The following is a 23,010-nucleotide window of genomic DNA, read 5'->3' on the forward strand; positions in this document are numbered from 1 at the left end:
TCAGCCCTTCGTGGCACCGGCGGTGAGGCCGGAGACGACGTACTTCTGCACGAACAGGGCGATCAGCATGATCGGCAGGGTGACCACTGTCGCGGCGGCCATCAGGCCGCCCCAGTCGATGCTGGCGTAGCCGACGAAGTCGAAGATCGCCACGGGCAGCGTCTTGGTGTCGGAGCCGGAGAGCACCAGGGCGAACATGAAGTTGTTCCAGGAGAAGATGAACGAGAGGATGCCGGCGGTCGCGACGCCGGGCACCGACAGCGGCAGGGTGATCCGCCGGAAGGCGCCGATGTGGGTCAGCCCGTCGACCAGCGCCGCCTCCTCCAGCTCGGTCGGCAGGCCGTCGAAGTAGCCCATCATGATGTAGACGATCAGCGGCAGCGACACGAACATGTGGCTCAGGATCAGCACGCTGAACCCGCCGACCAGCTTCAGGTTCGAGAAGACGTAGTACCAGGGCACCAGGAGCGAGACGCCCGGGATCACCCGGGCCATGAGCACGACGAGCGCCGACTTCTTCATGTTGAAGCGGCTCATCGAGTAGGCGGCGGGCACCCCCAGCAGAAGCGAGAGCGTGGTGGCCGCGAACGCCACCCAGAGGCTGTTGCCGATGAACTCGAGATAGTTGGCCTGCTGGAGGACGGTCTCGTAGTTCTTCAGGCTGGGCGAGAAGACGAACGCCTTGGCGGTGTCGTAGATGTCCACGTTGGTCTTGAACGACGCGGCGATCATCCAGAGCAGCGGCGCCATCAGTGCGAGCACCACGACGACGAGAGCCGAGTTGCGGAACACCCGGTACGGCTTGCTCGGCTTCATCGGCCCAGCCCCTTCTTGCGATAGGTGAGGGCCCACATCACCCCGATGATGATCAGGAAGAAGATGATGAGGACGGTCGAGGAGACGCCGTAGTCGTTGTAGTCGAAGCTGAGGCCGTACGCGTACACGTTGAGGGTCTCGACCTCGTGGAACGATCCGCCGCCGCGCCCCTTGGTGGCGTAGAGGATGTCGAACGTCTTCAACGCGTCGATGCCACGTAGCAGGATGGCGACGATCACCGTGGGCATCAGCAGCGGGAGGGTGACGTGCCGGAACCGCTGCCAACTGCTGGCGCCGTCGATCCGGGCCGCCTCCTGGGGCTCGTCGGACAGCGAGGTGAGCCCGGCGAGCAGGATCAGCACGACCATCGGGGTCCACTGCCAGATGTCGATGAACATCGTCGTCGGCAGGGCCGAGTGCTGCCCGGCCAGCCAGGGTTGGGGGCCGATGCCGATCCAGCCGAGCAGTTGGTTCGCCATCCCGATGTTGGGGTCGAAGATCAGGCGCCACATCATGCCGACCGCCACCGGAGTGGCCACCAGCGGCAGGAGGATCGCGACGCGGACCCACTTCTCACCGCGGAAGGGCCGCCACAGCAGCAGGGCGATCGCCATGCCGAGAATGACCTCGAAGAACAACACGACGCCGGTGAAGAGGACCGTACGCCAGACCGCCGGCCAGAACCGGTCGGTGTCGGTGAGCACGTCGAGGTAGTTCTGGAAACCGATGAACTCGGACTCGGCGCGTACCGAACCCTCGGCGTCGGTCAGGCTCAGGTACCCGGTCCACGCCACCGGAAAGATGATCAACACGGCGACGAACGCCATGGCGGGTGCAGCGAAGAGCCACTTGCGGTGTTCGTTGGCCCAACGCGACCAGGCCGACGTCGTATCCAGGGACGCCGCGGGGGCCTCGGGCGAATCGGTACGGGGGGTGAGAACCGCTGACATTGAGATCTCCGGGTTGGAGGGGTCAGGTCCCGGCGAGGCGGCGGAGCCGGTCGGCCCCGCCGCCCTGCGCGTGGGTTACTTCGCCTCGTCGTCGAGGAACTTCTGGAACGCCGCGTTCGCCGCGTCCGCCGAGCTGGCGGCGTCCTTGCCGGTGATCGCGTCGACGATCGGCTGGCCGACGATCTCCCGCGCCTCAGCCACCTTGACCACCAGCGGACGGTCGTGCCCGACGCCGTTGGCGGTGCTGACCGTGTTGGCCTCGGCAAGGTCCTTCGGCAGGGTCGCGGTGCTCGCCGGGTTGGCCCAGACCGAGGTACGGGCACCGGGTACGCCGGCCGTCTGCTGCGCCAGCGCCTGCTCCTTGCCGGCCGCCCACTGGATGAACTTCCAGGCGTTGTCCTTGTTCTCCGAGCTGTCGTTCATGCCGAGCGCCCAGGAGGGGATGTTGTACGGCTTCGATCCCGCCGGGCCGGCCGGGAAGGCGGCGAAGCCGACGGAGTCGACGACCTTGGACTTGGTCGGGTCGGTGGCGTTCTTGTAGAGCGAGTTGGCCTCGGTGTAGAAGGCGGCCTTGCCCTGCGTGAAGATCGCCATCGCCTCCGACCAGCTCATGTCGGTGCTGATGTTCTCCGGGCCGTGGTCCCTGAGCAGCCCGCCGTAGTAGGCGTACGCCTGCTTGGCCTGCTCGGTGTTGACAGTGGCCTTCCCGCTGGCGTCCACGAAGTCGCCGCCGAAGCTGAAGAGGAAGCTGGAGAACTGCGTGACCGCGGCGGCCTTGCCGGTACGGGCGACGAAGCCGGCGACGCCCGGGTTGTCGGCCTCGATCTTCGCGGCCTGCGCCTTGAGCTCGTCGAGGGTCTTGGGCGGCGCGGTGAAGCCGGACTTCGTCAGAAGGTCCTTGCGGTAGTAGAGGACCTCCTGCTCGGTGATGATCGGCAGGCCGACGACCTTGTCCTCATAGGTCGTCGCCTGCACCGGCCCAGCCTGGAAGTCACCGAACTCGAAGGCGCTGTCGGACTTGACCTTCTCGCTCAGGTCGGCGAGGTACTTGTTCTTGCCGAACAGCTTCCCCTCCTGCAGGGGCCGGTACATCATCACGTCGAGGTCGGTGGACCCGGCGTTCAGCTTGACGTTGTACTGGTCGGAGAGCTGGTCCTCGCCGAGCTGGGTGACTTCGACCTTGAGGCCGGACTGCTTCTCGAACTCCGGCAGGGCCTTCTTGATGTTCTCGGTCCACACGTGGTTGACAAGTGTCACGCGAACGGTCTTCGAGCCCTCGCCGCCGCCATCGCCGCCGCATGCGGCCAGGCTCATGGCGGTGACCACAGCCAGAGAAGTGCCGATTATCGATCGACGTCGCACGCTTGTCTCTCCTTCTGTCGTGGTCGCCGCCCCCGAGAGAGCCGCTACCTCGGTGTTACATCCGCTTAACATCGGGATGCTAGGCCGAAAAAGCTGATTACCTCAAGAGGTTGATGCAAATGATATGATCTTTGAGTGGAACCGTCCTCACCAGAGGTTGCAGCCGCTCCGGCCCTCCCCGCCGAGTCCGGGCTGCACGCGCGCGTCCTCGAACACCTCGGCACCGCCATCTGCGGCGGCGAGTTGGCACCCGGATCGGTCCTCAACATCGACGAGCTGGTCGACCGCTACGCCGTGTCCCGTTCGGTCGTCCGCGAGGTGCTGCGAGTGCTGGCCTCGATCGGATTCATCGAGGCGCGCCGACGGGTAGGTGTGATGATCCGACCGGCGAGCGCGTGGAACGTCTTCGACCCGCAGGTGATCCGCTGGCGTCTCGCCTCGGCCGGCCGGATGGCCCAGCTCCGCTCGATCACCGAGCTGCGCACCGCCGTCGAGCCGCACGCGGCCTACCTGGCCGCCAGCCGGATCGGCCGCGACGAAGCGAGTGACCTGGTCGGCCTGGCGGCGAAGATGTGGGCGGCCGGCGAGGCCGGTGACGAGGAGCGGTTCCTGCACCTCGACATCGAGTTTCATCGGCGCGTCCTGCTCGCCTCCGGCAACGAGATGTTCGTCCGGCTCCAGGAGCTGGTCGCGGAGGTGCTCACCGGCCGGCACAAGCACCACCTCATGCCGCACCACCCGCATGAGCAGGCCCTCCAGATGCACGCCGACGTCGCCCAGGCGATCCAGCGGCGCGACGGGGAGCGTGCCCGGCAGGCGATGGTGCAGTTGATGGAGCAGGCCTTCGACGAGATGAAGTCACTGTGGGAGCAGACCGGCCCACCTGACCGGGACGCGGTTGGCGGCCCGACGAGCGGCGCATGAGGCCGGGGGCCGGCCCGATGGGCCGGCCCCCTGCGCGGTTTCGGTGGGCGCGAGCTGTCGTCAGTCGGTCCGGGTACGCAGGCTCCGTGTCAGGACGGGGATCACCACCGCCGCAGCGACGAGGTGCAGCCCGACCAGCGCGGTGACGGTGGCCGCGTTCGCCCCGGAGATCAGGGGCGGGACCAGCGAGATCACGGTCAAGGCCACCGCCGTCCACACGAAACGGTCGGCGGGTCGAGCGCTCCACCGGAGCAGAGCCACGGCGATGACGACGCCCACGATCGAGAAGAAGCCGGTCACCACGGCGAAGCCGGACAACGGAATCGTCTCGCCACCATCGGGGATCTCGAAGTCGACGCCAGCTGCCCGGGCCAACGCGGCGGCGAGGGTGGTGCTCACCATCGCCGCGAGCGTGGCAATCAATCCGGTGCCGGCGAGCCCACGGAATCGGTGCGTGTAGCGGGGTAGGCCCGATGCCGGACCGGCGACGATCCCGGTGTCCTTCATGCTGTTCATGTCGTCTCCTTCATACGGAGCCTGGCGTACGGAATGTGTTGCCTGGCGTGTGACGGCACCGGGCGTGAAGACACGCACTCTCGCCGTACGACGGTCGGGGTTACGCAGCGCGCGGACGCCGGTGCCGCGCAGCCAGAAGCCGGCATCGCGCCCGAGGACCGGCCCGGGCTCGCCGTCGCGCAGCTCCAACTGCACCCGCCCGCGGGTGACCACGCCGAACGCGTCGTGCCACTCCGCCGCGACCACCTCGGCACGCGCGCCACCGCGCAGCGTGAGCGTCCGCACGGGGACTACTCCGTGCCGTCCGCCGGCAGACGTTCCGGCAGCCCGAGCCGCGGGAACTGGTCGTCGTGAAAGATGAAGACCTCGGTGATCGCGCCGCCGGTGATGCGCAGGACGTCGATCGTCAACGGCAGGTACGCGCCCTCCTGCTCCCGCCAGTGGTAGAAGGCGACGGCGGGCTGGCGGTTCACCGAGGTGGGGACCGCACGCAGGCCCTTCATGCCATCGAAGCCGTCCTCGACCCAGCTGTTCACCACCGCGTCACGGCCGACGTACAGGCCCGGCGTGGGCGGCATCGAGTAGCGGACGTCGTCCCGCAGCATGGCTGCGAGCGCGTCGACGTTCGTGGCCACGCTGGCGTCGGTGAAGCGGCGCACCAGCTCGCGCGTGCCGGCGTCCTCGTCGCCGCCGGTCCAGTCCTGCCGCTCGGCGGGCAGGTGCTCCCGCATGCCGGCGCGAGCCCGCTGCAGCGCGCTGTTCACCGAGTTGACCGAGTCCCCGAGGAGCTCCGCGACGTCCCTGGCTGGCCAGCCGAGCACGTCCCGCAGAATCAGCACGGCCCGTGGACGCGGCGCGAGGTGCTGGACCGCGACCAGGTACGCCAGCTCGATCGTCTCCCGCGCGACGGCGACGGTCTCCGGCTCGTCCGCGTCGCCGGCGGGCAGCTCGTCGAGCAACCGGTCCGGGTAGGGCTGCAACCACAGCACCTCGCCGCCGGTCGCCGGCTCCGGGCGGCGCTTGGCGAGCAGATCCAGGCAGGCGTTGGTGGCGATGCGGTACAGCCAGGCCCGGAACGTCGACCGCCCTTCGAAGGTCTCCCGCCGCCGCCAGGCACGCAGGAACGTCTCCTGCACGGTGTCCTCGGCGTCCTCGAACGAGCCGAGCATCCGGTAGCAGTGCACGTGCAACTCCCGCCGGTGCCGCTGCGCCAGCCCCGAGAACGCCGGCTCGTCGACCTCGCCCAGACCACTCACGCCCAGCTCCTCCAGCCGCGTGTCCGCACTCATCACGTCATCCTTCCGCCTCGTCATGTCCTGTCGTAGGTATGACGGGCGCGGACGCGACAACTCATCACTGGAGTGAGCGGACGTCATCCTCGCGAGGGTCGACGCGGAGAGTGGGCCCCGGCGATCGCGACTTCCCATGCCGGAGCACGATGATCAGGTGATGAAAAATAGGTCAGGAAGGTGCCTGGACGCTACTTTTCATCACCTGATCTTGGTTAAAGCGGTGACGCGCGAGCGTGGTCCTACCGCGCGGTGCCGCCACCCGATCGGCCCGCACCGGCGGAGGGCCGGTGCGCGATGCGGGGTGCCCGCACGGCGGAGGCGTTGCCGGCGCCGGGGCGGTAGTCCCGTGCCGCGCTGGCCACCATCTCGTCGGCATCGCGAGTAAGCGTCTCCCGGATGTGCGGCGGAACGAACTCGGACGTCGCCATCGCCAGTCGGACCTGCACCGCGCGGTCGTCGACCAGACGGGCCAGGTCCGCCTCGCTCAGCTCGACGGCCCGCACCAGCGCGGCACGGACGTCGACCACCGGGTCCGCGGCGAGCGCACTGCGCTGCGCGGCGGTGGTCCGCGGGTTGCGGGCAACCCCCTTGCGTACGCGTGCGGTGCGATCGGCCAGCAGGGCGTTGATCACGTCGGGGTCGTGGGTGTGCGTGCCGAGTCGTTCCCGTACCTCGGGTGACACGTCGTCGATCAGCTTGGCGGCCAGCTCCGGCTCCAGCTCACGACTCTCCGCGAGGAGGCCGCGAAGCTCCTTGTCCGAGGTTTCCGACATGACCTTGCGGATCGACTCGTCACAGGCCGGGTTGCCGGCGACCGCCCAGCGGACCCACCGGTCGGCGTCCTTGACCAGGCGCATGAGGTTGGCGATCGACGTGGAGGGGTTCCTCGCCACTGCCTCCCGGACCTGACGATCATGGTCGCGGGTGAGCGGTCGAAGGGCCTGCGCGGGTGCGTCGGCCCGCGAGGCGACCGCCTTGCGGACCAGCTCCGATGGGTCGGACGCCAGGTCGATAAGGGTCATTTGTGGCGTTGTGGGGTCTTGGGCGAGGGCGAGCCGAGCGTCAACGCTGCCACCGATCGGACGGTGGGCGGTGGTGCCGGACTCGCTGTGACGGTCGGATGCGCCGACGTCCTGCTGTTTCCCCATGGCGCAATCATGTCACGCACCCGATCTGGCGTTCGGCAGCCGCAGGCCAGACCTGATTCTCGTCACGGCCCCTGCCCGTACACGGTGGTCTGCACGACCGCTGGACAGGCTCACGCGGGGCCGGCTCCGGGCCGGACACACACGCGAACGACGCTTATCCTCTTCGATTGTGATCTCGACTGTGTGGCGGTTACTCACCCGCCAGATCGATACCAACCAGGCTCAGGACGACACCGTGCTGCGCGAGGCATGCACGCAGGCGCGGTACGGCTCTGACATCGAGCCTGCCCGCAAGGTCATGGCTGCTACCCGGGGAAACTACGACCGCCGGGCGCGATGCGTCCGCGTGCTGGCCGAATCGACCGCTGGTGGGCTGGGATCCCGAGTCGACCGTACGACCGGCCGGGTCGACACGGAGGCCGCTTGGACCGACCGGTGGGCGGCACGCTCGCCCAGCTGTCCGGACGCTCAGCTCGTACGTGCTCATTCCCTGATGGCACGAGCGTGGGAGGTACGCGGCGGGGACTGGGCCGCCGCAGTCCGTCCAGAGCAGTGGGCCGAGTTCCGCCGCCTACAGCACCTGGCCGGACAGGTGAACGACCTGGCCATGCGGCTGGCACCCGAGGACCCCACTCCGTGGGCAAACCAGTTGAAGCTCATGATCGACCAGAGCGCGTCGACGGAGGACATCGAGGAGACGTGGCGTGAGCTGACCCGGCTGGACCCCTGGCATCGGCGAGGGCACACCCTCAAGCTGACCTACCACTGCAGGAAGTGGAGCGGCTCTCACGAGGCGATGTTCGACTTCGCCAGGTCGGTCGCCGCCGCAGCGCCCGCAGGCTCGCCGTTGCACGTGCTGCCCGTGTTGGCCGCCGCCGAGTGGGCGCTGTGGGAGCAGGATCGCGAGTCGCCGGACAGCACCGCCGACGAGATCGGCCAGCGATGGCGACAGGATCCGATCATGCAATCCGATCTCGACAACGCGTTGTCCCTGTGGTTTCACCAGCCAGCCACCCGGCACGCCGACTGGCTCAACGACGCGAACGTCTTGGCGTACGGGCTGGCGCGCACTGGCCGCGACGCCGACGCCGCGCCGGTCTTCGCGTCGATCGGCCGGTACATGACAAGCGTTCCGTGGTCCTGGTGGGGTGATCGTATGCGCGGCGACACCGCCTTCTTCCGAGCACGCCGCCGCGCCCGCCACGCTGCCTGACGGCCGGCGAACCCCATCCTTCACGTGGTAGGGGTACGGGTGTCGCCGCAGTTGATGATCTCCATGGCCGGCTTGTCGAACTCCTAGGAGTGCTCGGGTAGCGCCACGATCAGCGCTGGGCAGGCAATCGCAGGCCGGACATGCCTCCGTCGACGGCCAGCGACGTACCCGTCACCGACCCGGTTGCGGGCGAGGCGAGGTAGACGACGGCGGCGGCCACCTCGTCGGCGGTCACCAGTCGGCCGGTCGGCTGGCGGGCGGCCAACTGGCGCTTCTCCGCCGTCGGGTCGGCCGCGCCGGCGAGCAGGCGGGCCACCCAGGGCGTGTCGACAGTGCCAGGGGCGACACAGTTGACCCGGACGCCCTCCGTCACCAGGTCGGCGGCCATGGCGAGGGTGAGGGCGTGAACGGCACCCTTCGACGCCGAGTACAGGGCGCGTTTGGGCAGACCGGTGGTCGCGGCGATCGAGGAGATGTTGACGATCGCCGCGGACGACGACCGGCGCAGGTACGGCAGGGCGACGGCGCTGGTTCGGGCCACGCCGGAGACGTTGACGTCGAGTACCCGGCTCCACTGCTCGTCGTCGTTCTCCTCCACAGTGCCCACGGCCGAGACGGCGGCGTTGTTCACCAGGATGTCGATGCCGCCGAACCTCTCCGCGACCGAGGCGACGGCCGCGCTGAGGGACGACCGGTCGGCCACGTCCGCCCGGACGCCGAGTACGCCGGGATCCTCCGGCAACCCGGCCAGTTCCAGGTCCAGGACACCCACTCGGGCGCCGGCGGCGGCGAACGCCCGCACGCAGGCAAGGCCGATCCCCGATCCACCTCCGGTCACCACCGCCACGAGACCGTCACACCGCATACTGCTCTCCCCTTCCGAGTGGTCCGCTGAGGTGACGCACCGCCGTCGATGAGGCCGTGCGGTCGTGCGTGTCGAGGTTCGTCAGACCCATGCCGGCCCGTCGGGGTACGCGTACGTGGCGAGGCTCTCCGGACGCATCGCGGCGGAGAACCCGGGGGCGCTGGGTGCCACGTAGTGCCCGTCCTTGATCACCACCGGATCGAGGAAGTGTTCGTGCAGGTGGTCGACGTACTCGACGACCCGGTCGCGCATCGAACCGGACACCGCCACGAAGTCGAACATCGACAGGTGCTGCACCAGCTCGCACAGGCCCACTCCCCCGGCGTGCGGGCAGACCGGCACCCCGTACTTCACGGCCAGCAGCAGGATGGCGACGTTCTCGTTCACGCCACCCACCCGGCACGCGTCGATCTGCACGACGTCGATGGCGTCGGCCTGGAGCAGCTGTTTGAACACGACCCTGTTCGCGACGTGCTCGCCGGTGGCGACCCGGATCGGCCCGCCGTCGGGTGCGCTGGTGGCCAGGGCGGATCGGATCGCCGCGTGGGCGAGCACGTCGTCGGGGCTGGTCGGTTCCTCGATCCACCACGGGTCGTACGGCGCCAGCTCACGCATCCGGTCGACCGCCTCGGCGACGTCCCAGCGCTGGTTGGCGTCGAGCGCGATCCGGATCTGCGGGCCGACCGCCTCGCGGGCGATCTTCAGGCGGCGGACGTCGTCGGCGGCGTCCGCGCCCACCTTCAGCTTGATCTGGCTGAACCCGTCGGCCACGGCCTGCCGGGCCAGCCGGACCACCTTGTCGTCGGAGTAGCCGAGCCAGCCGGGTGACGTGGTGTACGCGGGGTAGCCCCGCTCGGTCAGCCGGGCGATCCGGTCGGCCCGGCCCGGCTCGGCGGCGCGCAGGATCTCCAGCGCCTCGTCGGGGTTGAGGGCGTCGGTGAGGTAGCGCCAGTCGACCAGGTCGACGATCTGCTCGGGGCTGAGGTCGGCCAGGTAGCGCCAGACCGGCTTGCCCGCCCTCTTGGCGACCAGGTCCCACATCGCGTTGATCACCGCTGCGGCGGCCAGGTGCATCACGCCCTTCTCCGGGCCGAGCCAGCGCAGCTGCGAGTCGTGGGTGAGCGAGCGGGCGAACGCGCCGAGGTCCACGGTGTCCGGGTCGAGGCCGACCACGTACGGCACCAGCGCGTCGATGGCCGCCCGGCAGACGTCGTTGCCCCGCCCGATGGTGAAGGTGAATCCGTGCCCGTCCAGGCCGTCGTCAGTGCTCAGCACCAGGTACGCGGCCGAGTAGTCGGGGTCGGGGTTCATCGCGTCGGAGCCGTCGAGGTCCCGCGAGGTCGGGAACCGGACGTCGTACGTGTCGACCGAGGTGATCACCGCCATCAGGCGTCCCGGACTGTGTTGCGCTGCCGGCCGAGGCCGTCGATCTCGACCTCCATCACGTCGCCGACGGCCAGGTACGGGAACCGGCCGGAGAGCGCCACCCCCTGCGGGGTGCCGGTGTTGATGACGTCGCCCGGGTCCAGGACTGTGTACTGGGACAGGTGCCAGATCAGGTACGCCACGTCGAAGATCATGTCTTTGGTGCTGGAGTCCTGGCGGGGCTCGCCGTTGACCCAGGAGCGCAGCCGCAGCGCCTGCGGGTCGCCGATCTCGTCGGCGGTGACCAGCCACGGGCCGAGCGGTTGGAACGTCTCACAGGACTTGCCCTTCGACCACTGGCCACCGGAGACCGCGAGTTGGAAGTCCCGCTCGGAGACGTCGTTGGACAGCACGTACCCGGCGATGTGCCCGAGGGCGTCGGCCGGTGAGGCGAGGTAGCGCACCGTCCGGCCGATCACCACCGCCAGCTCCACCTCCCAGTCGGTCTTCGTCGACCCGCGCGGGATCAGGACCTCGTCGTACGGGCCGACGACGGTGTTGGGCGCCTTGTAGAAGATGATCGGGTCGGTCGGTGGCGCGGCGCCCGACTCGGCGGCGTGCGCCGCGTAGTTCTGCCCCACGCAGAGCACCACGCCGGGCCGGGCGATCGGTGCGCCGACCCGCTGACCGGTGACGTCGATCTCGGGCAGGTCGGTGGCCTCGCGGACCCGCCGGACGCCGTCGCCGGCGAGGAACTCGCCGTCGATGTCGGCGGTGAGCGACGAGAGGTCGAAGTGCCGCCCATCGACGTACAGCACGGGGCGTTCCCGCCCCACGGGCCCGACGCGCATGAGTCTCACGAACCAACCTCCAGTGCATAGGTACGAATTGCGGTGCCGGCCAGGACGTCTGCCCGTTCGGCGGCCGACAGCTCCCCCAAGCCGGCGTCGATCGCCGTCCACACCTCGGCGTACGAGGCGACGAGGTCGCAGACGGGCCAGTCCGAGCCGGCCATCAGCCGGTGCGGGCCGAACAGCTCCAGCGCGGTGTCGACGTACGGCCGGATGTCGGCCACCCGCCACCCGGGGCCGGCCTCGGTGAGCAGGCCGGAGAGCTTCGCGACGACGTTGTCGCAGCCGGCCAGGTCGCGTACCGCCGTGCGCCACTCGGCGAGGCCGGCGGCGGCGGCGATCCTCGGCTTGCCCAGGTGGTCGAGGACGAAGGTGGTGCCCGGCGTGGCCCGCGCCGCCTCGGCGCAGCTGGTCAGCTGTCCGACGTGGACGACCAGGTCGAAGGTGAGGCCGGCGGCCCCGATCGCCGCGAGGGCGGCGCGGACGTCGGAGCGGGCCAGGTGCCCGGGGTCGGCGACTCCCTGCACCTGGTCGCGGAGCCCGACCAGCTTCGTCGCGCCGGGCAGCTCGCGGTAGCCGGCGAGGGTGGCGGCGATCGCCGGGTCGGTGAGCGACGCCCAGCCGACCACGCCGGCGATCCGGGGCGTGGTGGCGGCGTGGGCCAGAAACTCGGCGGTCTCCTCGGCGGCGCAGCGGCCCGCCTCGACCAGCACGGTCGCCGTCACCCCGACCTCGTTCAGCTGGGGTAGGAGGTCGGCGATGGTGTAGTCGCGCCGGATCGCCTCCAGGCCGGGCTCGGCGAGCCACTGGTAGTCGGCGGTCCACAGGTGGTGGTGCGCGTCGATGATCACGGCGTCGGCACCTCGCTCGGCAGCAGACGCTCGGCCTTGAGATCGGCCCAGAGGGCGCCAGGCACGTCCCACTCGAACATCGCCACGTTGTCGGCGATCTGCTCCGGGTCCCGGGCGCCGACCACCACGCTGGCAACCGCCGGATGCCCGAGCGGAAACTGGATCGCCGCGGCCCGCAGCGGTACGCCGTGCCGCTCGCACACCGACCGGATCGCGGTGGCCCGGTCCAGCAGCCCCTGCCCGGCCGGGGCGTAGTCATAGTGGGCGCCCGGTGTCGGGTCGGCCAGCAGGCCCGAGTTGTAGACCCCGGCGGCGATGATCGCGATCCCCTTCGCGTGAGCCAGCGGCAGCAGCTCGTCGAGGCCGGACTGGTCGAGCAGCGTGTACCGGCCGGCGAGCATGAAGCAGTCGAAGTCGCCGGCGTGGGCCAGCTCGACCAGCGCCGGGGCCTGGTTCATCCCGGCGCTGACCGCGCCGATCTCGCCGGCCTCCCGCAACTGCGCCAACGCCGGGTACGCTCCGGCGACCGCCTCGGCGAGGTGGTCGTCCGGGTCGTGGATGTGCGCGATGTCGATCCGGTCCAGCCCCAACCGGGCCAGGCTCTCCGCGTGGGAACGACGTACCCCGGCGGCGGAGAAGTCGAACTGCGGCGTGAGGTCGGTCGGCTCGGCCCAGAACTCCTGCCGGTCACCACCGTCGGGGACGAGCAGCCGACCCACCTTGGTGGAGAGGGTGAACGCGTCGCGCGGCTTGCCGGCGAGGGCCGCCCCGGCGCGCCGCTCGGAGAGGCCGCAGCCGTAGAGCGGGGCGGTGTCGAAGTAACGCAGCCCGAGATCCCAGGCCGCCTCGACTGTGGCGTGGGCTACCTCGTCACCGACGGCGTCGAACATTCCACCGATCGGGGCGAGCCCCAGCCCGAGCCGGGTCACCGCCACATCGGTACGCCCCAGGGTCACTGGTTCGGTGGCCTTCACGCGACCACCCCCTGCCCGTCATGGATGAACCGGATCACCGACTGACTCATCCGGTCGTAGTCGTGGTCGTTGTCCAGTTCACCAACAATGGCGAACACCCGCATCACCGCGATCCGGTCGGCGAGGGTGACCATCTCCGGCAGGTCCGACGAGATCAGCAGGATGGCCATTCCGCGCGCGGCGAGGCCGGCGATCAACTCGTGGAAGGCGGCCTTGGTGCGCACGTCGATGCCGACGGTGGGCTCGTCGATGATGAGCACGTCGCAGTCGGCCGCCAGCCACTTGGCCAGGCTGACCTTCTGCTGGTTGCCGCCGGAGAGCTGACCGGCGTGCTGGTCGGGCGAGGCGAGTCGGATGCCCAGCCGATCGGCGTACTCGTTGACCAGCAGCCGCTCGGAGCGGTCGCGGACCAGCCCCAGCCGGGCCAGCCGACGCCACACCGTCACCGCCGTGTTGCGGGCCACGGTCTGGTCGAGGAAGAGGCCCTCCTCCTTGCGGTTCTCGGTGACGTAGCCGATCCGGTACCGGTGCAGGGCGTCGCCCACGTCCCGGATCCGGGCCGGACGGCCGTGTACCCGCACCTCCCCGGAGCTGATCCGGTCGAGGCCGAGCAGCGCCTTGGCCAGCTCGCTGCGGCCCGCGCCGACCAATCCGTACAGGCCGACGATCTCACCGGGGCGGACGGCGAGGCTGACGTCGTGGTGGCCGGCGGTGGTGGCGACGGCATCGAGGACCAGCGCCGGTTCGACGTCCGCCGCGACGGTCCTGGGGGCGAGGTGCACCTGCTGGTACGCCCGGCCGACCATCAGGTCGACGATCTCCTCGCGGCTGTGGTCGGCGAGGGGTTCCGCCTCGGCGACGCTGCGCCCGTCGCGCAGCACGGTCACCGTGTCGGCGACCGCGAAGACCTCCTCCAGCTTGTGGCTGACCAGCACGGTGGCGTGACCCCGCTCGGACAGCCGACGCACGATGCCGTAGAGCCGGTCGGCCTCGTCGTTGGTCAGCGACGCTGTCGGTTCGTCGAGCAGCAGCACTGTCGAGTCCGCCGACAGCGCCTTGGCGATCTCCACCAGTTGCAGTTGGGCCACCGACAGCCGCGACACCGGCAGGTCGGGGTCCAGGTCGAGGTCGAGCAGGTCGAGGCAACGGCGGGCCTCGGTACGCAGCGCCGCCCGGTCGAGCAGGCCGGCGCGGCGGGGCAGGTGTTGCAGGCAGATGTTCTCGGCGACGCTGAACGCCGGGATCAGGTTCCGCTCCTGGTGCACGACACCGATGCCGGCCCGCTGGGCGTCCTGCGGGTTGCCCAGCTGCACCGCGCGCAGCTCACCGTCGGGCCCGGGCAGCCGCAACTGCCCACCGTCCGGTCGGTACACCCCGGTCAGGATCTTGATCAGGGTGCTCTTGCCGGCGCCGTTCTCGCCGAGCAGCGCGTGCACGCTGCCGGCGGTCAGAGTCAGCGTCGCCTCGTCCAGGGCGCGTACCCCGGGGAAGGTCTTGACCAGTTTCTCGGCGGACAGCACGACGGTCATCGTGAACCTCCGGAGAGCTTGTCGCGGAACTGACCGAGCAGCACCGCGCCGAGGACGACCGCGCCGATGATGAGGTCCACCCACCGTCGGTTGATGTCGAACTGCGACTGGCTCACATCGACCAGCCGCACCAGGAAGGCGGCGAGCACCGTGCCGGTCACGCTGATCATGCCGCCGGCCAGGGCCACCCCGCCGATGATCGGCGCGGCGAAGCTGGGCAGCAGCAGGTCGTCGCCGATCGAGGCGTTCACCGATCCGAAGGCGGCCACCACGATCACCGCGGCGAAGCCGGCCAGCAGCCCCGACAGGGTGTGGGCCAGCACCAACGCCCGGTCGTTGGAGATGCCCGACAGCCGGGCGGCGAACGGGTTGCCGCCGGAGGCGAGCAGATGCCGTCCGGGCACGGTGCGCCGGAAGAAGAGGGCGACCGCGACGGCGATCGCGACCGCCAGCAGGAAGACCACGGGTACGCCGGCCACTGACGCCTGCCCGAACTCGCGCAGGCCGGGCGAGTAGCCCTGGTAGGTGCCGGTGCCGTTCACCCCGTACCGCAGCCCTTCGAGGATCGTCATGGTGGCGAGGGTGACGATGAACCCGTTGATCCGGGTGAAGATCACCAACAGGCCGTTGACCAGCCCGACAACGGCGCCGAGGGCCAGCGCGGCGAGCACCGCGACCGGGGCGGGCAGCCCGGCGTCGACCATCAGCCAGCCCGAGGCCACCGCGCAGAAACCGGTGAGCACGCCCACCGAGAGGTTCATCTGACCGACGGCGAGCACCACCATCTGGGCCAGGCCGATGACGATCGGCAGGGCGAGGAAGCGCAGGAAGGCGTCCAGGGTGCCGGCGGTGAGCAGGTTGAAGTCGGTGGCGACAGCGAGTGCCGCGAACCCGAGCGCCGCGATCACCGCGAGGGTGAACTCGTTGGTCCGGATCACGCTCCTCATGATGATGACACCGCCCTTCGCTCGGCGAGCAGGGCCCGTAGCCGGTCCAGCGACAGCGCCGCGAGCAGCACGAGTCCGATGTAGAGCTTCAGCTCCTCCAGGGAGAACTGGAGCAGGTTGAGGCCCTTGTAGATGACCTGGGTGAGGGTCGCGCCGAGCGCGGTGCCGAGGACGCTGACCGCACCACCGGCGAGCAGCGTCCCGCCGAGCACCGGGGCCAGGAACGACGGCAGCAGGAACGACTCACCGATGTTGGCGGAGAAGGCCCCGTTGTTGGCGGCGAGCAGGAACCCGGCCAGTGCGGCGAGCAGCCCGCTCAACGCGTGCGCGGCGACGACCCGGCGGTGCGTGGGGATGCCGGACAGCTCGGCGGCGACCGTGTTGGAGCCGGTCATCAGGATCTCCCGGCCCAGCCGGGCGTGCCGGAACAGCACCCCGACACCGAGCGCCGCCGCGACCGCGATCGGCACGACCAGCGGGATCCGCGGCCCGCAGACCTCGCCCATGCAGTAGTCGGCGAAGGTGTCGAAGCGCAGGGCGGAGAGTCCACTCGGCTGCACCGCGAACGACACCCCGCCGGTCGCCCAGGTGTAGAGGATCGTGACCAGGCCCAGCAGCCCGAAGTCGAGCGCGAGGGTGACCACGAAGGAGTTCACGCCGGTCTTGGCGATGAGCAGGCCGGCGAGCGCGCCGATGCCCGCCCCGACGGCGAGACCCACGAGCAGTCCGACCAGCAGTGGGACGCCGAGCCGGTCGTAGGCCAGGCCCATCGCGAAGGTGGACAGCGCGGCCATCCGGCCCACGGCCATGTTCATGTGCCCGAGCGAGAGCACGGCGAGCTGGGCGAGACCGACCACGACGTACACGCTGATGTCGGCCTGCAGCGGTGCCAGGGTGAGGCGGGGGTCGAGAAACGCGGGGGTGAGCGACGAGAAGAGGACGACCAGCACGGAGATGACGATGAGCAGGCCGAGCCGGGGGTTCGCCCAGACCGGCAGGGCCCTGGCCGACGGCCTGGGCTCCGCGGCCGGAGGCACCGCCGGCGCCTCCGGCGCTGTTTCCGTCTTCACGCCACCCTCCTGTCCTCGATCGCGTCGCGGTCCCAGTCGATGCCGAGGCCCGGCTCGCCGGGGGCGAGCGCGTGGCCGTCGACGATCGCGATCTCGGTCCGGGTGATCGCGCGCAGTTGCGGGATGTGCTCGACGTAGCGGCTGTTCGGCACGGCCGCGCAGAGGCTCACGTGCAGTTCCATCAGGAAGTGCGGGCAGACCACCACGTTGCACGCCTCGGCCAGGTGGGCCACCTTGAGCCACGGGGTGATGCCACCGATGCGTGCGACATCGACCTGGACGACGCCGGCCGCCTGCCGGCGTAGGTACTCGGCGAACTGGCCGATCGAGTACATCGACTCCCCCACCGCCACCGGGATGCTCGTCGCGCGGGCCAGCAGCTCGTGCCCGGCGACGTCGTCGGCGGGCAGCGGCTCCTCGAACCAGGCGAGCTGGTGCGGTTCGAGCAGCCGGGCCCGGCGGATCGCCTCGGCGGCGGTCAGCGACTGGTTGGCGTCGACCATCACGTCGAAGTCGTCGCCGAGGGCCGCCCGGACCGCGCCGATGCGAGCGGCGTCCTCGGCCGGGTTGGGTTTGCCGACCTTCAGCTTGACGCCGGGCCAGCCGGCCGCCTGGGACGCCTTCGCGCCGGCGACCAGCTCGTCCTCGGTGAGGTGCAGCCAGCCACCCTCGGTGTCGTACAACGGGATGCGGTCCTTCGCGCCGCCGGCGAGCACCCACAGCGGCAGGCCGGCGGCGCGGGCGCGCAGGTCCCACAGCGCGGTGTCGATCGCGGCGAGCGCCAACGAGGTGATGGCCCCGACCGCGGTGGCGCGGGTGGCGGCGTGCAGGTCCCGCCAGAGCGCCTCCACCCGGGCGGCATCTCGGCCGACCAGGTGCGGCAACAGGTAGTCGCGCAGCAGTGCGAGCACCGCCGTGCCGCCGGTCCCGATCGTGTACGCGTACCCCGTGCCGTGCCCGCCGTCGGCCGTGCGCACCTCGACGAAGAGCGTCTCCTGTTTCAGAAACGCCTGTACCGCGTCGGTGCGGACGGTCTCGACGGGAATGTCGACGAGGTACGCCTCGGCCCTGGTGATGGTCGACATCAGCTGCACTTGAGCAGGTCGCCGTCGAACTTCTTCCGCAGTGCCTCGGTGGTGGAGGTACGGTCGGCCTCGTAGCCGTCCAGGTTGTCCTTGGTCACCACGAACGAGCCCGAGTCGATGGTCACTCCGGGTTCGGCCATGGTGCAGCCGCCGCTGAGCTTCATCAGGGCGTACGAGCCGACCTGGGCCTGACCGACCGGGTTCTGCAGGACGGTGGCGGCCACCGAGCCGCCGCGCAGCCCGTCGAGGACCGTCGGGTCGTCGTCGATGGCGATGACCTTGATGGGCAGCTTCGACTGGCGGACGCCCTCGGCCGAGGCGACCGCCGGGTTGTAGGCGGTGTTCACGATCGCCTGGATCTGGCGGCCCTTCGCGGCGAGGAGGTCGGCCACGGCCCTCTGCGCGCTCTGCAGATCCTTGTCGATGTCGGTGACGCTCTGGAGCAGGGTCACCTTGCCACCGGTTTCGGCGACCGCCTTCTCCACGCCCGCGATCCGGCGTTGGGTGTTGGAGTCGACCTTGTTCCCGGTCAGGTGCACCAGGTTGCCCTGACCGCCCATCGCGTCGATGGCGGCCTTGGCGCCCTTGTAGGCGGCGACCTCCACGTCCGTGGAGAGGCAGAAGTCGGCCTTGTTGGCCCCGGCCGGGCAGGAGGCCAGCGAGCCGACGGGGAAGCCCTGCCGCTTGAGGTCCTCGAAGGTGGAGTTGATGTTGTCCGGCGAGACGCCGAAGACGCCGAAGGCGTTGTAGCCCTGCGCTGCCAGGGACTTGAGCACGTCGTTCTGCTTGGTCTGGTCCCAGCCCGCGGTCTCGTTGAAGGTGACGTCGCCGAGAGCCAGCTCCGTCTTGGCCTTGGCACCGGCGTCCTTCCAGGGCTGGAAGTACGGGTGCGAGCCGCCGGGCACGAGCGCGACCTTGACCTGCGCCGGTTCCCGGCCACCGGCTTCGGCGTCGGTGGTGTCGCTCTTCTTCGTGCAGGCCACAGTGGTCGTGGCGAGGGCCACGACGGTCAGGCCGGAGCCGATTCGGGACAGCATTCTGCGCGACATGTTCGTCTCCTCGGGGGTGGTGGTGGCGAGACGGTGGCGGAGGAACCTATTTCCTATAGGATGTTGCTTTGCTAGTGTGTACTCGCTCACACCGGCACAGTCAAGGGGTTGCTGAGGAGACGAGATGGCCCAGCAGGAACCTCGCGAGGGTCGACTCCGTCCCGCCCGTCGACTCACCCTCGCCGAGGACGTCTACGAGTCGATAAAGACGCTGGTCATGGACCACATCCTTCCGCCCGGCGAGCGGGTCAACATCGACGCGCTCGCCCGGGAGCTCGACGTCTCCCCCACCCCGGTCCGCGAGGCCCTCGCCCGGCTGGAGGCCGACGGCCTGGTCCGTAAACGCCCGCTCTCCGGCTACACCACCACGCCGCTGCTGAGCCGTGCCGAGTTCGACGACCTGTTCGACGTCCGCCAACTGCTGGAGGGCGCCACCGCCGGACGGGCCGCCACGCACGCCTCCGCCGAAGCCCGCGAACGGATCAGCGCCGAGGCGGCTGCGAGCATCGACGTGGAGGCCGGCGACGGCTATCGCCGACACGCCGCCTTCACCGCGCTGGACGCGAAGTTCCACGACCTGATCGCGGAAGTCTCCGGCAGCCCTCTGCTGCGGGACACCATCACGCGGCTGCACTCACACCTGCACCTGCACCGGCTGTACTTCCCGGTCGCCGGCGCACCGGACACCAACACCGAGCACCAGCGCATCGCCGCCGCCATCGTCGCCGGCGACGCGGCAGCCGCCACCGAGGCGATGCGCGCCCACCTCAGCGCCGCCCGGGAGCGTCACCTGCCCGCCTTCGACCAGCTCCCCGCCCCCGCAACACCGCGCGACTCGGCGTGATCCACCCCCCACACCTCCGAGGAGCCGCCATGCGGATCGCCCTCTTCATCACCTGCGTCAACGACCTCGCGTTCCCGGCCACCGGCATCGCGGTCACCCGCATCCTGCGGCGACTCGGCCACACCGTCGACTTCCCCGCCGACCAGACCTGCTGCGGGCAGATGCACGCCAACACGGGTTACCGGGCCGAGGCCATGCCGATGGTGCGCAACTACGTCGACGTCTTCGACTCCTACGACGCCATCGTCGCGCCGTCCGGGTCGTGCACCGCGATGATCCGCGACCAGTACCCGCGCCTGCACGCGCCGGCCACGTCGGTGGCCGCCCGCACGTACGAGCTGTCCGAGTTGCTCGTCGACGTTCTCGGCGTCACCGACGTCGGCGCCGAGTTCCCGGAGACGGTCACCTACCACCCGACCTGCCACGGCCTGCGCATGCTGCGCCTCGGCGACCGGCCGCTGACTTTGCTGCGCCAGGTGCGCGGGATCCAACTGGTCGAGTTGGGCGACGCCGAGGAGTGCTGTGGCTTCGGCGGCACGTTCGCACTGAAGAACCCGGACGTCTCCACCGCCATGCTCACCGACAAGTGCGCCCGGGTCCGCGACACCGGCGCACGGGTGCTCGCCGCAGCCGACAACTCCTGCCTGGCGCACATCGGCGGCGGCCTCGACCGCCACCGCTCAGGCGTACGGGCCGTGCACTACGCCGAGATTCTCGCCGAGACGGGAGCCACCTCATGAGCCATCCGGTCGCACCCGCCACCGGGGGCGGGCGGATCCGCACGCCGCTGCCCTTTCCCACCGCCGCGAAGCCGGCTGTCGCCGACACGCAGCTCCGGGCCAACCTGCACCGGGCCACCCGCACCATCCGGGCCAAGCGAGCCCGGGTCGTCGACGAGGTACCCGACTGGGAGGCTCTGCGCGACGCCGGCTCGGCGATCAAGGCGGACGTCCAACGTCGGTTGCCGGAGTTGCTGGAGCAGTTCGAGGCGTCCGTCACCGCCGCCGGCGCCACAGTGCACTGGGCCCGCGACGCGGCCGAGGCGTGCCGGATCGTGGTCGAGCTGACCCGGGCCACCGGGGCCGACGAGGTCGTGAAGGTCAAGTCGATGGCGACCCAGGAGATCGAGCTCAACGAGGCGCTGGAAGCCGCCGGGATCGCCGCGTACGAGACCGACCTCGCCGAGCTGATCGTGCAGCTCGGCGAGGACACCCCCTCGCACATCCTGGTGCCGGCGATCCACTACAACCGGGCCCAGATCCGGGAGATCTTCGAGCGTCGCATGGCCGACGCGCCGAGCGACCTGAGCGACGAACCGGCCGCGCTGGCCGAGGCGGCCCGCGCCCACCTGCGACGGCGTTTCCTCTCGGCCCGGGTCGCCGTCTCCGGCGCCAACTTCGCCGTCGCCGACACCGGCACGCTCGTGGTGGTCGAGTCCGAGGGCAACGGCCGCATGTGCCTCACCCTCCCGGAGACGCTGATCAGCGTCGTCGGCGTCGAGAAGCTGCTGCCGACCTTCACCGACCTGGAGGTCTTCCTGCAACTGCTGCCGCGGTCCTCGACCGGTGAGCGGATGAACCCGTACACCTCGATGTGGACCGGCGTCACCCCCGGGGACGGCCCGCAGGACGTGCACGTGGTGCTCGTCGACAACGGCCGCTCCGCTGTGCTCGCCGACCCGGTCGGGCGGCCCGCGCTGTCCTGCATCCGCTGCTCCGCGTGCCTCAACGTCTGCCCGGTGTACGAGCGGGCCGGCGGGCACGCGTACGGCTCGGTGTACCCGGGCCCGATCGGCGCGATCCTGTCGCCGCAGCTGACGGGTGTTGCCGACAACGCCTCACTGCCGTACGCGTCGACCCTCTGCGGCGCCTGCTACGACGTGTGCCCCGTGAAGATCAATATTCCGGAGATCCTGGTCCACCTCCGCCAGCAGGCACCGCACCCGCCCGCCGAACGGGCCACCATGCGCGTCCTGTCCTGGGTGATGCGCAGCCCTCGACGTTGGGCCGCCGCCCTGCGCCTGGCCCGGGCCGGCGCGGGGCCGCTCGGGGCGTACCGTGAGCGGCGCACCGGCGCTCGCACGCTGCGGCGACTGCCCTGGCCCGCGTCGGCGTGGACCCGGTCGCGTGACGTGCCGCTGCCCGCGCCGCAGACCTTCCGGGAATGGTGGGGAAAACAGTGAGCGCACGTGACGAGATCCTGGCGCGGCTCCGGACGGCGCTGGCCGACAGCCCGCCGCCGGTGCAGGTGCCCCGCGGGTACCGCCGGGTCGACGACCGCCCCAATCTGATCGACACCCTGGTCGACCGCCTGGAGGACTACCGGGCGGTCGTCCACCACGGCATCGACGCCCTACCTCGGCTGCTCAGCGAGGTCGACCGGCTCGCCGTACCCATCGACGTCCCCGCCGACTGGCTGGCCGGCTACGCGGGAGAGCTGCACCGCGACGCGCCCCCGCTGTCACCGGCCGCGCTCGACGACCTGGACGCGGTCCTGACCGGCTGCGCCGTCGTGGTCGCCGACACCGGCACCATCATCCTGGACGCCGGCCCGGCGCAGGGTCGACGTGCGCTCACCCTGGTGCCCGACCGGCACATCTGCGTCGTCCGCACCGACCAGGTCGTCGGCCTGCTGCCGGAGGCGCTGACCCGACTTGACCCGCGCGCGCCACTGACCTGGATCTCCGGCCCGTCCGCGACGAGCGACATCGAGCTGAACCGGGTCGAGGGAGTGCACGGCCCGCGCCGCCTGGAGGTCGTCCTGATCGGCTCAGGAGTCTGACGACACCTGCTCGCGGGTCTCGCCCGCCGGGTCCCGCAGCGGGACGCCGCGCACGTTGAGCAGCATGACGATGCCCACGCCGACCACCAGGGCGATGTCGGCGACGTTGCCGACGAAGAACCCGGCGTAGTCGATGAAGTCCACCACGTGCCCCCGCGCGAACCCCGGCTCCCGGAAGAGCCGGTCCAGCAGGTGCGTCGTCGCGCCGCCGAGCACCAGGCCCAACGCCACCGCCCAGGCGCGCGACGTGACCCGCCACGCCACGACCGTCACCGCGACCACCGCCGCCGCCGCGAACACCGCGAAGATCCAGGTGTACGCCGAGCCGACCGAGAAGGCCGCGCCCGGGTTGTACAAGAGCCGCAGTTGCAGCAGGTCACCGAGGAGGGTGATGGTCTGCCCGTCGGACAGCGCGGACTCGGCCCAGTACTTGGTGGCCTGATCGGCGGCGAGCACCACGGCAGCGATCAACACGACGGCGCGGAACATCCCGGAACCCTAGCCGGTCACCGCGGGCCGTCACCACCGGAGCGCGAGGGCCTGTCCGACGGATCCCGCCGGGCGTGATGCCTGCATGT

At 70.4% G+C, this 23,010-nt stretch carries 23 protein-coding genes; 6 read left to right on the forward strand and 17 right to left on the reverse strand.

Going from position 1 to position 23,010, the window contains the following annotated elements:
- The 3 genes from ACFYP0_RS05330 to ACFYP0_RS05340 form a co-directional block, all read right to left on the reverse strand.
- The gene (locus ACFYP0_RS05330) at window positions 1-816 is read right to left on the reverse strand and encodes a carbohydrate ABC transporter permease (RefSeq protein ID WP_356974907.1); all 816 of its coding nucleotides are present in this window, start codon (window positions 814-816) and stop codon (window positions 1-3) included.
- Window positions 813-1,766 carry a carbohydrate ABC transporter permease gene (locus ACFYP0_RS05335; protein WP_356974905.1) on the reverse strand — a complete coding sequence of 318 codons (954 nt, stop codon included), beginning with the start codon at window positions 1,764-1,766 and terminating at the stop codon, window positions 813-815. The genes ACFYP0_RS05330 and ACFYP0_RS05335 overlap by 4 nt, the downstream gene beginning before the upstream one ends.
- A 75-nt stretch (window positions 1,767-1,841) precedes the next feature.
- Window positions 1,842-3,080: an ABC transporter substrate-binding protein gene (locus ACFYP0_RS05340; protein ID WP_386994520.1), complete on the reverse strand. Its 1,239-nt coding sequence runs from the start codon at window positions 3,078-3,080 to the stop codon at window positions 1,842-1,844.
- 183 nt (window positions 3,081-3,263) lie between these two features.
- On the opposite strand from ACFYP0_RS05340, the gene ACFYP0_RS05345 reads away from it, so the two are divergent.
- Entirely contained in the window at window positions 3,264-4,052 is a 789-nt protein-coding gene (locus tag ACFYP0_RS05345) for a FadR/GntR family transcriptional regulator (protein WP_124862076.1), read from the forward strand.
- Window positions 4,053-4,112: 60 nt separating this feature from the next.
- Here the strand turns inward: ACFYP0_RS05345 and ACFYP0_RS05350 are convergent, their stop codons facing one another.
- From ACFYP0_RS05350 to ACFYP0_RS05360, 3 genes are all read right to left on the reverse strand, one after another.
- Entirely contained in the window at window positions 4,113-4,853 is a 741-nt protein-coding gene (locus ACFYP0_RS05350; protein WP_356974901.1) for a DUF6069 family protein, read from the reverse strand.
- Between the two features lie 5 nt (window positions 4,854-4,858).
- A complete protein-coding gene (locus ACFYP0_RS05355; protein WP_386994850.1) occupies window positions 4,859-5,860 on the reverse strand; it encodes an RNA polymerase subunit sigma-70 in 1,002 nt (333 codons plus the stop codon).
- A 239-nt stretch (window positions 5,861-6,099) separates the two neighbouring features.
- Window positions 6,100-6,882, reverse strand: a complete 783-nt coding sequence (locus ACFYP0_RS05360; RefSeq protein WP_386994523.1) for a hypothetical protein — start codon at window positions 6,880-6,882, stop codon at window positions 6,100-6,102.
- A 619-nt stretch (window positions 6,883-7,501) separates the two neighbouring features.
- Here ACFYP0_RS05360 and ACFYP0_RS05365 point away from each other — a divergent pair.
- The gene (locus ACFYP0_RS05365) at window positions 7,502-8,221 is read left to right on the forward strand and encodes a hypothetical protein (RefSeq protein WP_356974895.1); all 720 of its coding nucleotides are present in this window, start codon (window positions 7,502-7,504) and stop codon (window positions 8,219-8,221) included.
- Between the two features lie 109 nt (window positions 8,222-8,330).
- Here ACFYP0_RS05365 and ACFYP0_RS05370 read toward each other — a convergent pair whose 3' ends face one another.
- The 10 genes from ACFYP0_RS05370 to ACFYP0_RS05415 all read right to left on the reverse strand — a co-directional run bounded on the left by ACFYP0_RS05370 (window position 8,331) and on the right by ACFYP0_RS05415 (window position 18,807).
- Window positions 8,331-9,086 carry an SDR family NAD(P)-dependent oxidoreductase gene (locus tag ACFYP0_RS05370; RefSeq protein WP_356974893.1) on the reverse strand — a complete coding sequence of 252 codons (756 nt, stop codon included), beginning with the start codon at window positions 9,084-9,086 and terminating at the stop codon, window positions 8,331-8,333.
- Between the two features lie 81 nt (window positions 9,087-9,167).
- Entirely contained in the window at window positions 9,168-10,472 is a 1,305-nt protein-coding gene (locus tag ACFYP0_RS05375) for an L-fuconate dehydratase (RefSeq protein WP_356974891.1), read from the reverse strand.
- Entirely contained in the window at window positions 10,472-11,311 is an 840-nt protein-coding gene (locus tag ACFYP0_RS05380; protein WP_356974889.1) for a fumarylacetoacetate hydrolase family protein, read from the reverse strand. Before ACFYP0_RS05380 ends, ACFYP0_RS05375 begins: the two co-directional genes overlap by 1 nt.
- Window positions 11,308-12,153 (reverse strand): amidohydrolase family protein, encoded by an 846-nt coding sequence (locus ACFYP0_RS05385; RefSeq protein ID WP_356974887.1) that lies wholly within the window; start codon window positions 12,151-12,153, stop codon window positions 11,308-11,310. The genes ACFYP0_RS05380 and ACFYP0_RS05385 overlap by 4 nt, the downstream gene beginning before the upstream one ends.
- Window positions 12,150-13,127: an aldo/keto reductase gene (locus ACFYP0_RS05390; RefSeq protein WP_356974885.1), complete on the reverse strand. Its 978-nt coding sequence runs from the start codon at window positions 13,125-13,127 to the stop codon at window positions 12,150-12,152. The genes ACFYP0_RS05385 and ACFYP0_RS05390 overlap by 4 nt, the downstream gene beginning before the upstream one ends.
- On the reverse strand, window positions 13,124-14,656 hold the full coding sequence (locus ACFYP0_RS05395) for a sugar ABC transporter ATP-binding protein (protein ID WP_124857148.1): 1,533 nt from the start codon (window positions 14,654-14,656) through the stop codon (window positions 13,124-13,126). The genes ACFYP0_RS05390 and ACFYP0_RS05395 overlap by 4 nt, the downstream gene beginning before the upstream one ends.
- Window positions 14,653-15,594 (reverse strand): ABC transporter permease, encoded by a 942-nt coding sequence (locus ACFYP0_RS05400; protein WP_158629597.1) that lies wholly within the window; start codon window positions 15,592-15,594, stop codon window positions 14,653-14,655. Before ACFYP0_RS05400 ends, ACFYP0_RS05395 begins: the two co-directional genes overlap by 4 nt.
- Window positions 15,595-15,599: 5 nt before the next feature.
- A complete protein-coding gene (locus ACFYP0_RS05405) occupies window positions 15,600-16,673 on the reverse strand; it encodes an ABC transporter permease (protein WP_386994526.1) in 1,074 nt (357 codons plus the stop codon).
- Window positions 16,670-17,758, reverse strand: coding sequence for a mandelate racemase/muconate lactonizing enzyme family protein (locus ACFYP0_RS05410; protein WP_124857142.1), 1,089 nt, complete (start codon window positions 17,756-17,758; stop codon window positions 16,670-16,672). Before ACFYP0_RS05410 ends, ACFYP0_RS05405 begins: the two co-directional genes overlap by 4 nt.
- Window positions 17,758-18,807, reverse strand: coding sequence for a sugar ABC transporter substrate-binding protein (locus ACFYP0_RS05415; RefSeq protein ID WP_208741122.1), 1,050 nt, complete (start codon window positions 18,805-18,807; stop codon window positions 17,758-17,760). The genes ACFYP0_RS05410 and ACFYP0_RS05415 overlap by 1 nt, the downstream gene beginning before the upstream one ends.
- A 124-nt stretch (window positions 18,808-18,931) precedes the next feature.
- On the opposite strand from ACFYP0_RS05415, the gene ACFYP0_RS05420 reads away from it, so the two are divergent.
- From ACFYP0_RS05420 to ACFYP0_RS05435, 4 genes are read left to right on the forward strand one after another with little or no spacing between them, the layout of a single operon-like run.
- On the forward strand, window positions 18,932-19,651 hold the full coding sequence (locus tag ACFYP0_RS05420; RefSeq protein ID WP_124857140.1) for a GntR family transcriptional regulator: 720 nt from the start codon (window positions 18,932-18,934) through the stop codon (window positions 19,649-19,651).
- Between the two features lie 29 nt (window positions 19,652-19,680).
- On the forward strand, window positions 19,681-20,391 hold the full coding sequence (locus tag ACFYP0_RS05425) for a (Fe-S)-binding protein (RefSeq protein WP_124857138.1): 711 nt from the start codon (window positions 19,681-19,683) through the stop codon (window positions 20,389-20,391).
- Window positions 20,388-21,833 (forward strand): LutB/LldF family L-lactate oxidation iron-sulfur protein, encoded by a 1,446-nt coding sequence (locus tag ACFYP0_RS05430; RefSeq protein ID WP_124857136.1) that lies wholly within the window; start codon window positions 20,388-20,390, stop codon window positions 21,831-21,833. The genes ACFYP0_RS05425 and ACFYP0_RS05430 overlap by 4 nt, the downstream gene beginning before the upstream one ends.
- Window positions 21,830-22,432, forward strand: coding sequence for a LutC/YkgG family protein (locus ACFYP0_RS05435; protein WP_244218957.1), 603 nt, complete (start codon window positions 21,830-21,832; stop codon window positions 22,430-22,432). Before ACFYP0_RS05430 ends, ACFYP0_RS05435 begins: the two co-directional genes overlap by 4 nt.
- Here ACFYP0_RS05435 and ACFYP0_RS05440 read toward each other — a convergent pair.
- Complete coding sequence (locus ACFYP0_RS05440) at window positions 22,421-22,921, reverse strand: signal peptidase II (protein ID WP_124857132.1); 501 nt, start codon at window positions 22,919-22,921, stop codon at window positions 22,421-22,423. The two genes, ACFYP0_RS05435 and ACFYP0_RS05440, sit on opposite strands and share 12 nt — an antisense overlap.
- Window positions 22,922-23,010: the final 89 nt, after the last annotated feature.

Origin of the sequence: Micromonospora arida, assembly GCF_042873195.1 — a bacterium.
Taxonomy (GTDB): domain Bacteria; phylum Actinomycetota; class Actinomycetes; order Mycobacteriales; family Micromonosporaceae; genus Micromonospora; species Micromonospora arida.

Bases quoted from the DNA above. Each gene is read 5' to 3' on its own strand.
- ACFYP0_RS05395 (WP_124857148.1), bottom strand. From the start codon at position 14,656: ATGACCGTCGTGCTGTCCGCCGAGAAACTGGTCAAGACCTTCCCCGGG.
- ACFYP0_RS05335 (WP_356974905.1), bottom strand. From the start codon at position 1,766: ATGTCAGCGGTTCTCACCCCCCGTACCGATTCGCCCGAGGCCCCCGCG.
- ACFYP0_RS05410 (WP_124857142.1), bottom strand. From the start codon at position 17,758: ATGTCGACCATCACCAGGGCCGAGGCGTACCTCGTCGACATTCCCGTC.
- ACFYP0_RS05360 (WP_386994523.1), bottom strand. From the start codon at position 6,882: ATGACCCTTATCGACCTGGCGTCCGACCCATCGGAGCTGGTCCGCAAG.
- ACFYP0_RS05415 (WP_208741122.1), bottom strand. From the start codon at position 18,807: ATGTCGCGCAGAATGCTGTCCCGAATCGGCTCCGGCCTGACCGTCGTG.
- ACFYP0_RS05340 (WP_386994520.1), bottom strand. From the start codon at position 3,080: ATGAGCCTGGCCGCATGCGGCGGCGATGGCGGCGGCGAGGGCTCGAAG.
- ACFYP0_RS05425 (WP_124857138.1), top strand. From the start codon at position 19,681: ATGCGGATCGCCCTCTTCATCACCTGCGTCAACGACCTCGCGTTCCCG.
- ACFYP0_RS05375 (WP_356974891.1), bottom strand. From the start codon at position 10,472: ATGGCGGTGATCACCTCGGTCGACACGTACGACGTCCGGTTCCCGACC.
- ACFYP0_RS05365 (WP_356974895.1), top strand. From the start codon at position 7,502: ATGGCACGAGCGTGGGAGGTACGCGGCGGGGACTGGGCCGCCGCAGTC.
- ACFYP0_RS05430 (WP_124857136.1), top strand. From the start codon at position 20,388: ATGAGCCATCCGGTCGCACCCGCCACCGGGGGCGGGCGGATCCGCACG.
- ACFYP0_RS05440 (WP_124857132.1), bottom strand. From the start codon at position 22,921: ATGTTCCGCGCCGTCGTGTTGATCGCTGCCGTGGTGCTCGCCGCCGAT.
- ACFYP0_RS05330 (WP_356974907.1), bottom strand. From the start codon at position 816: ATGAAGCCGAGCAAGCCGTACCGGGTGTTCCGCAACTCGGCTCTCGTC.
- ACFYP0_RS05370 (WP_356974893.1), bottom strand. From the start codon at position 9,086: ATGCGGTGTGACGGTCTCGTGGCGGTGGTGACCGGAGGTGGATCGGGG.
- ACFYP0_RS05420 (WP_124857140.1), top strand. From the start codon at position 18,932: ATGGCCCAGCAGGAACCTCGCGAGGGTCGACTCCGTCCCGCCCGTCGA.